Source organism: Amycolatopsis mediterranei (genome assembly GCF_026017845.1).
GTDB lineage: Bacteria > Actinomycetota > Actinomycetes > Mycobacteriales > Pseudonocardiaceae > Amycolatopsis > Amycolatopsis mediterranei.
In genome coordinates this window covers 316,388-324,871 of sequence record NZ_CP100416.1, presented here as the reverse complement: position 1 = coordinate 324,871, position 8,484 = coordinate 316,388, and the positions used below count along the sequence as shown (strand labels likewise).

General features: G+C 70.3%; 6 protein-coding genes. 3 read left to right on the top strand and 3 right to left on the bottom strand.

Annotated features, from left to right (window positions below; genetic code table 11):
• From ISP_RS01620 to ISP_RS01610, 3 genes are all read right to left on the bottom strand, one after another.
• Positions 1-1,049, bottom strand: a 1,049-nt coding sequence (locus ISP_RS01620; protein WP_265049896.1) for an alginate lyase family protein, incomplete at its 3' end; no start/stop codon positions are given.
• Between the two features lie 108 nt (positions 1,050-1,157).
• A complete protein-coding gene (locus ISP_RS01615) occupies positions 1,158-1,667 on the bottom strand; it encodes a SixA phosphatase family protein (RefSeq protein WP_013222279.1) in 510 nt (169 codons plus the stop codon).
• Positions 1,668-1,736: 69 nt separating this feature from the next.
• Complete coding sequence (locus ISP_RS01610; RefSeq protein ID WP_013222278.1) at positions 1,737-5,393, bottom strand: beta strand repeat-containing protein; 3,657 nt, start codon at positions 5,391-5,393, stop codon at positions 1,737-1,739.
• Positions 5,394-5,424: 31 nt separating this feature from the next.
• Here ISP_RS01610 and ISP_RS01605 point away from each other — a divergent pair, with 31 nt between their 5' ends.
• From ISP_RS01605 to ISP_RS01595, 3 genes are all read left to right on the top strand, one after another.
• Positions 5,425-5,634 carry a hypothetical protein gene (locus ISP_RS01605; protein WP_155258920.1) on the top strand — a complete coding sequence of 70 codons (210 nt, stop codon included), beginning with the start codon at positions 5,425-5,427 and terminating at the stop codon, positions 5,632-5,634.
• Positions 5,635-5,975: 341 nt separating this feature from the next.
• Positions 5,976-7,295, top strand: coding sequence for a glycosyltransferase family 2 protein (locus ISP_RS01600; RefSeq protein WP_013222277.1), 1,320 nt, complete (start codon positions 5,976-5,978; stop codon positions 7,293-7,295).
• A gap of 149 nt (positions 7,296-7,444) precedes the next feature.
• Complete coding sequence (locus tag ISP_RS01595) at positions 7,445-8,335, top strand: serine hydrolase (protein WP_230468680.1); 891 nt, start codon at positions 7,445-7,447, stop codon at positions 8,333-8,335.
• Positions 8,336-8,484 lie beyond the last annotated feature (149 nt).

Below are 8,484 nucleotides of genomic sequence, written 5' to 3'. Positions count from 1 at the left end.
CCAGCTCGACCTTGGACCGTCCACGACCCGCCATCACCGCATCCTACAATTAGATAGCGGATTTCAGGCGCAGGACAGTAGTGCCAGCTGCGCGTCCGGCTCGTCTCCTGGGTTTGCAAGCCCTTCGCCTGGATCTGCGGCGCGATCCGCTGCGGCCCGGCGTCCCGAGCGATGGCCGCGGCCACATCCCGCTGCCCCGTGCCGAGGGCGAGCGCGGCGACGAGCATGTCGTAGAAGCTGCCGTGGTTGTTCTGAGCCTTGGCTTCGTCGGTCCCGTTCTTGCTGGTGCGCAGCCAGTCCAGGAACTGCGTGTACCAGCCGGTCATGCCGGCCTGGTCGGCCTTCGTCCAGCCGGGCGCGCCGGTGGCCAGGATCGCGGTGGCGTCGACGACCTGGCTCAGCGTGTAGGAGAACTCGATGATGCCGATCCCGCGGCCGTCCACCTTGCACGGGATGCCCTGGGCGAAGTTCATGTTCGGGTTCATCTTCGTGGCCGCGTCGAGGAACCACGTGCGCAGGTCGAGCGCCGCGCGCCGGGCGTAGCGCGCGTCCCCGGTGTAGTACCAGGCGAGCGCGAGCCGGTAGATCGCGGCGAACGCCTCGCCGCGGTAGGCGTGGTCGGTGATCTCGTCGACGATCGGGTTGCGCTGGCCGTCGCGCTGCACGAACGGGCAGCCCCACGGGTTTTCGGCGGTCGGCTGCGTCGTCGGCCACCAGTAGGGCGCCAGGCTCAGGTAGTCGTGCTTGTCCCCGCTGGGCGGGACCTGTTTCTTCGACGTGACGCTCCACGGACCCGCCGTCAGGTCGCTTCTCGCGGCCGTGAGCAGGTTGTTCAGCGCGGTGCGAGACGTCCTTTCGCCGACGAGCGCGGCGAACTTCGTGCGAAGCAGCTGATTGCCGTCGAGAACGGCGGTGGCGGGTGCACACACCGGCCCGATGACCGGGACGGTGCAGCCGGTGGGTCGCGACGCGGCCTCGGCCGGCGTGGCGAAGGAGGCGACGAGGCCGAGTGCGGCGACCGCGGCCACGACGGTGTGGCGGAAAACCATGTCCGCTCCATTCACAAATATGAACATCAAACCTGTGAGTGAATGGAGAGTACGCATGTGAACTTGCTGGAAGCAATGCCTGGTCCAAACCACCGGACCGCCGGGTCGTCAGCCGGTGAAGTCGCGCGGCCGGAAGAAGGCGACGAGCCGGGCGGTGCGGAGAGCGTCCCAGGGATCCGTGGTCGCGAGCACGGCCGCGGCACCGGTGGGGAACTTGGCCTGGACCGGCAGCGTCTCTTCCCCGTGCCCGGCGAGGTGCAGCGTCACGTCGCTGACCCCGGGCTCGTGCGCGACCAGCGCGAGCGTGGTGACCTCGGGCGGCGTCCGGCGGACGGCGTTCAGCAGCTCGGGGACATCGCCGCCGTAGAGGTCGTCGTCGTACTCGATGGGCGTCGGCGCAGGGAGTTCGTCGCTCACGCGCAGCCAGGTTTCCCGGGTGCGACGCGCGGTGGAGCAGACGACCAGCTCGGGAACGTGCCCCTCGTCGACAAGCCACCGGCCGAGCCGAGGCGCGTCACGAAGGCCGCGGGCCGCGAGGGGCCGCTCGTGGTCGGGCAAGCCCTCCGACCAGTCCGACTTCGCATGCCGGACAACGATGAGCCACCTGGTCGCGTCCATGCCCGCCACCCTAACGGCGAAGGGGCCCTGGAGCGGTTCGCTCCAGGGCCCCGGTTCCCGCTCAGCCGATCACTGCTGGGTCGGCACACCCGGCAGCGCGACCTGCGGCTGCTTCACCGGCGACAGCAGGCTGCTGCCGGCCAGACCGGTCAAGACCGGCACCACCGGAACCGACGGAAGGGACGGGACAGACGGCACCGGGCTGTCCGCCCGCGGCGCGCTGGGCACACCCGGCAGCGCGACGTGGGGCGGCTTGAGCTGCGGCAGCAGACCGCCACCGAGCAGGTCCGGCAGCGACGGGACATCGCTGCGCGCCTGGTGACCGGTGGCCCCGGCGACACTTGCGGGCAGACCGCCGAGCGTCCGGCCCGAAACCGAGCCCAGGGCACCGGTGGCCTTGCCGATGGCGTCGGCCGACCCGCTGCCGAGCAGGCTCATCGCTCCGCCGACGCCGTCGGCGCCGAGACCCGGCGTGTCGGTCCGCGACGAGACGTCGTCACGGGCCAGCGGCGACACCCCGCCGAGCACGCCGGTCAGGTCGAGCTCCACCGGGATGTGCGCGGCCTCGGTCCGGCCGACCATGACCTCGGTCGTGTCGGTGCCCGTGTTGAGCACCTCGGCCAGGATCGGGATCGTCACGTTCTTCACCTGCGGCACCAGGCCCACCGGGATCTGCACCGCCGGCTTCGCCGTCGGCGTGCCGCTGACGTGGCTGTCCACCGTGCTGTCGACGTGGTTGTTCACGGTCGACAGCGCGCCGATGCCCCAGCGGAACACCTCCGGGTCGGCCGCGACCGGCACGTCGAGCAGGGCGCCGCTGAGCGCACCGCTGCCGGCCGTGGTCTCGTCGCCGCCGTCGGTCGCGGTCAGGTCGTTCTGGACGTCGTTCGTCGCGGACCCGATCGCCGAGATGCCCAGGCCGTAGACCTGCGGCATCGCCTGCGGGTCGGCCGAGAGGATGTCGCCCGAGAGCGCACCGCCCGTGCCGTCGGTGACGATCGGGCCACCGGAGACGAGGTCGTAGGTGTTCTCGGTGTGGTTGGCCGTGTTGGCCATCAGCGAGATCGACTGACCGGTCGCCTGGACCAGCGGCTGGATCGGCGCGGCGACCGCGTCACCGGCGATCGCACCGTCCACACCGGACGTGTACGTCGTGCCACCGGCGTGCGAGCTGACGTCGTTGTCCGCGTCGGTGACCGCGCCGCCGATCCAGGACACCGCCCAGCTGCTGACCTGGCCGGCGCCACCGATCGGGGCTTCGACGACGTTGCCGGCCACCGCACCCCGGTCACCGTCGGCGTAGTTCGGGCCGCCGGAGGTGAACTCGGTGACGTTGGTGCCGATCGCCTCGGCGTTGCCGCCCCAGGTGGCACCGATCGTGTTGACCTGCACCGGCAGCGAGCTCGCCTGGTCGACGACGTTGCCGGCGACCGCGCCGCCCTTGCCCGTCGCGGCGTCCGCGCCACCGGTGTGGACGTGGGTGATGAAGTCGCCGTGGCTGGTCGGGTTGCCGCCCCACGCCCCGGCGATGTTCATCACCTGGGCGCCGATGGCTTCCGGCGCGGTGACGATGTTGCTGGAGACCACACCGCCGTCGTCGTCGGTGTTGTTGTCCCCGCCCGAGGTGAGGCACTTGTGCTCGGTCATCGTCGAGGTCGGGATGCCGCCCCACGCGTAGGCGCCGTTGAGCACCTCGACCGGCGTCGCCAGCGGCGCGTCGACGATGTTGCCCGCGGCGACGGCGTTGTTGCCCGAAGTGCCCTGGAAGCCACCCGCGACGACGTTCTCGGCGTTGGAGCACGACGAAGTCGGGATGCCGCCCCACGCGCCGGCGTTGCAGATGACGTCGGCGTCGCCGGCCAGCGACGGGCCGACGATGTTGCCACCGCCCACGGAGTTGTCGCCGTGGTCGTAGGTGTTGCCGCCGACGACGGAGTCGACGGTGGTGTAGCACTCGGCGGTGGAGATGCCGCCCCAGTCGCCCGCGGTGCCGCAGACCTGGGCCGGGAGCGTCGCCGGCACGTCGGCGACGGTGCCGCCGACGATGGAGTTGTCGCCGTTGGTCACCTGGCCGCCACCGGCGTGCGCGGTGTTCTCGTGCGTGCAGTGCGTGGAGGTGATGCCGCCCCACGCGCCGGTGTTGCAGGAGGCCACGACGGGCTCCGCCACCTGCGGGTGCGCGACCGTCCCACCGACGAGCGAGCCGCCGCCACCGGTGTAGACGTCGCCGCCCGCTGTCGAGTCGACGACGCTGGCGCCCATCGCGTCGGCCAAGCCGCCCCACGCGGCGGAGTTGTGGTTGCCGGTCACCGGCAGCGCCACCGGCGCGTCGGCGACCGTGCCGCTCGCGACCGACTTGGTGCCGTCGGTCGCGTCGCCGCCACCCGCCTGCACGGAGTAGTCGTTGGTGCAGGTGGTGCCGGTGATGCCGCCCCACGGGCCGGTCGTGCAGTTGACCTCGGCGGGGCCGGCCACCTGCGGGTGGACGACACTGCCGGCGGCCAGCGCGCCGGCGCCGTCGGTGACGAGCTCGCCGCCCGCGACCGAGCCGACGTTGTTCTCCGACGTCGCGAAGGACTCGCCGCCCCACGCGCCGGCGGTGCCGAGCACGTTGACCGGCAAGGCCACCGGGGCTCCGGCGGCGGTGCCACCGCCCACGGACTTGACGCCGTCGGTGATCGTGCCACCGCCGGCGTTCGCGTTGAGGTTGTTCACCGAGTCGGCGTGGGTGAGCCCACCCCAGGGACCCGAGGTGCCGTTCACCGCGACCGGAGCGGCCACGCCCGGGGTGAGCGCGGTGCCACCGACCAGCGAGCCGGCGCCGGCCGTGGTCACGTACGGCCCGCTCTCGGGAGCGCCCCGCAAGACGGACTCGGACGTTCCGGCCTCCGCGAGCACCGTGTTGACCGTGTTCGCGGTGGCCTTGCCACCCCAGGCGGCCGCGGTCCCGTCGACCTGGGCCGGCAGCGCGACCGGAACGCCGGCGACGGTGCCGGAGACGACGCCGTCCCTGCCGCTGGTGGTCAGCTGACCGGGCGAGTGGGCACCCTGGGTCGTGGTGGTGTTGACCGTGCCGGTGCCGCCCCAGCCGGCGGCGGTGTTGTTGACGCCGATCGGCAGCGCGCCCTGGACCGCGGCGATGGTGCCCGAGACGACGCCGTTGTCGCCGTTGGTGGTCACCGGGCCGCCGACCGTGCTGTCCTGGTTCGCGAAGCCGTCGACCGTCGCGTTGGACAGCGTGCCGAAGGCCAGGTTGTTGACCCCGATCGGAGCCGTCACCGGCGTGGTGACGACGTTGCCCGCGATCGGCTTGCCCTCACCCGTCGTGGTGATCGGGCCACCCTGCCGGTGGACCTGCTGCGAGTCGTTGACGACGTGGGAGTCGCCGCCCGCACCGACCGCCCAGCCCGTGATCTGCACCGGAGCCGAGACGTCGGGCTTGACGACGTTGCCCAGCAGCGCGCCCGCGAGCGGCTTGCTCGTGTCGTGGAGCACCGTGCCGGTGGTGACGTCGGTGTCGGTGTCGAGCGGCAGCGGCGCTTCGCCGGCCGGGGTGCCGAGGTTGATCTTGCGGATCTGGATCGGCACGGAGGCGCCACCGTCCAGCGGCGACGGAGCGAGGTCGGGGTTGACCTGCTCCTCGGCGGAAGCGATGCCGGTGCCCAGCATCATCAGGCCGCCGGCCAACATCGCGGACTGCAGCCCGCGCTTGGCCCATGGGTGCATTACTCGTTCTCCTGTTCGTGTTCTTTGAGGCTTGGCTGAGGAAGAAGAGGGACGATCAGCGGGCGGATTCCTGCGTGCGACGCCGCGCGGACCGGACGAGGACGACACCCAGAACGAGACTGACGACGCCGAAGACAATCCACCAAGTCAGATTCGCTCCGGTCGTCGCGAGCAGCCCGCCACCCCCGACGACACCACCGATTCCAGGTCGATACACGATTTTCTCCGATTTTCCACATGACCGCGTCGGGTGCATCGGCTCACCAACGCACGCCGGACCGCAAGAATCGCGAATGAATTGATCGAGACAGTAACGGCCAGCTCACAAAGGGTGCAAACCGAGTGACCAGACAGCACCTGATAGTGGGGTTTGAGTAGATCGTTGGTGGATACGACAACCGGCTGATCACCGGTTATCCGGGTCGACACCCTGAACTACCGACACCCGAACGAGTGGTCGACCCCGCCCGGAACTTCAAAGAGCAACGCCGTTATCGTGCGGCCAACACTCGATTCTTCCCCCGGAGCGACGCAATGAGCCTGTCGTTATTGCTGAGCTGTGCACAGGCGTTCGCGATTGTCATGAGCGCGGCGTTCGTCCTCTACGTCTGCGGAATCATCGTGCCGTACCTGCGGCACCGGCCCACCTGGCCCGGCGACCCAACGCTCTTTCGGTGGCATTTTTTCGTGCCGTGCCGCGACGAGGAGCTCGTCATCGGGGACACGGTCCGGTACCTGCGGACGCGGTTCCGGGCGGCGCACGTCTGGGTGATCGACGACCATTCCGACGACCGCACGCTCGACATCGTCCGCCGGATGCAGGGCCGGGGGGACTCCCAGCTGCACGTCGTCGCCCGCCGCCGTCCGCACGCCCGCACGGGCAAGAGCGACGCGCTCAATGCCGCCTACCGGGCGCTGCGCGCGTGGGTCGGCCGTCACGACGACGGCGCGAACACGATCGTCGTCGTGGTCGACGCGGACGGCAGGCCGGCGGGCAACTGCATGTACGTCTGCACGGCGCCCCACCTCTTCGGCGATCCGGCGATGGGTGCGGTGCAGATCGACGTCCGGATGGGCAACCGGGGCACGGCGCCCGGGTCGGGCAACCGGGTCCGCCGCCGGTTCGGCCGCGCCCTGGTGCGCATGCAGGACCTGGAGTTCCGCACGGCGATCGCGGCGATCCAGATGTCCCGCGGCCACACGGGCACGATCGCCATGGGCGGCAACGGTCAGTTCACCAGGCTGTCCGCCCTCGATTCGATCGCCGGCCCGCAACGCCGCCCGTGGCGCGGCTCGCTGCTCGAGGACTTCGAGCTCGGCGTCCACCTGCTGACGGAAGGCTGGAAGACGGGCTTCAGCGTCGACACGCACGTCGACCAGGAAGGCCTGTACAGCATGCGGCGGTTCCTGGCGCAGCGAACCCGCTGGAGCCAGGGCACGATGCAGTGCGCGCGGTACGCCCGCCGGATCTGGAAGTCCCCGCACCTGAGCACGTTCGGCGCGGCGGAGATGCTGTACTACCTGGCCCAGCCGTGGATGCAGCTGCTGGGCAGCGTGGTGTACCCGATCCCGTTGGTGCTGTTGACGATCCACGCGATCACCGAACCGGCGGTGGCGTGGGCGTGGTTCACGAGCGGCGCGTGGAAATTCCTGCTGGCCTACGGCGTCGCGGGCATGCTGCCGTTCCTGATCTGGGGCCCGGTTTACCGCAAGCACTGCGAGCCGAAGTCCGGGCCGCTGCGCGGAATCGCGTACGGGCTGGGCTACGCGTGCTACATCTACACGTTCTACATCACGGTGTGGCGAGCGGTGTTCCGCCTGGTCCGGGGGCGCAACGGGTGGGCCAAGACGCGTCGCAACACCGAGCGGGCGAACACGAAGGTGGTGGCGTTGGACCGGTGATCACGGCCGTTCGCCGCACAGTAACGGGGATTTTCCGACACCCAGGACGACTAACCCGATAGGGTGAGCCCCCAGACCGAGTTGATCTAGGAACCTGGGTGGTTAACGTGGGGAAAATCCGACGTCTGGCAACGATCGCGACCGGTGTCGTGGCAAGTGTGGCGATGGCGGCCGCGCCGGCTTCGGCGGCGACGTCTTCGGCGGACCTTCCCGAGGGGATGACCGCGAGCTACATCGTCGTCGATCAGGAGACCGGCACCGTCTCCGCCTCCGACGAGCACAAGCAGTACCGCTCGGCCTCGCTGGTCAAGCTGTTCATCGCGCTCGACTACCTCGAATCGCACGGGCCCGACTACGAGATCCCGGCCGACGACCTGGCGCTGCTCGAGCCGATGCTGCGCTCCAGCAACGACGACGCCGCCAGCACGCTGTGGGTGCGCGACGGCTGGGACGAGATCGTCAAGCGGATGGTCACCACGATCGGTCTCACCGACACCGCGCCGCCTACCGCTCGTGGCAAGTGGGGCTACACCGCGATCAGCGCCGCGGACATCGCCAAGACCTACCAGTACATCCTGCACGACGCGAACCCGAAGTACCGCGACTTCATCATGGGCAACCTGGCGCAGTCGACCAAGTGCGGTTCGGACGGCTTCGACCAGTCGTTCGGCCTTCCGAGCGCGGTGCCCGGGCCGAAGGCGGTCAAGCAGGGGTGGTCCGGTTTCGGCGCCGCGCCGGCGCCTGGTCAGGAATGCACGGGGACCAACGCCCGCACGCTGCGCGTGCTGAATTCGCCGGAGGTCAAGGCGGCCACCGCGGTCGCGTCCAGCGGCGAAGGCACGCTCGGCGCCAAGAGCGCGTTCAGCGCCCAGGACATTGACCTGACCAGCCGGGCCATGCACACGAGCGGCACGGTGGGCGCGAACAACTGCAAGATCGTGGTGGTGCTGACGCTGGAGCCGACCACGCTGTCCTGGCAGGACTCCGCCAGCCGGATCACCCAGCTCACCCAGGACGTCTTCTTCCAGTCCGCGCTCTGAAAGCGCTTAGCTGAACCACCGGTGGCGGGGGGCGGGGCCCCAACCCCCCCCCCCCCCCCCCCCCAAAAACACGGGAATATAGCACCCCCCCCCGGCCCCGCGGGAGGCGGGGGGGACCCCCCCGCCCGCCACAACCAGGAGCACCCCAC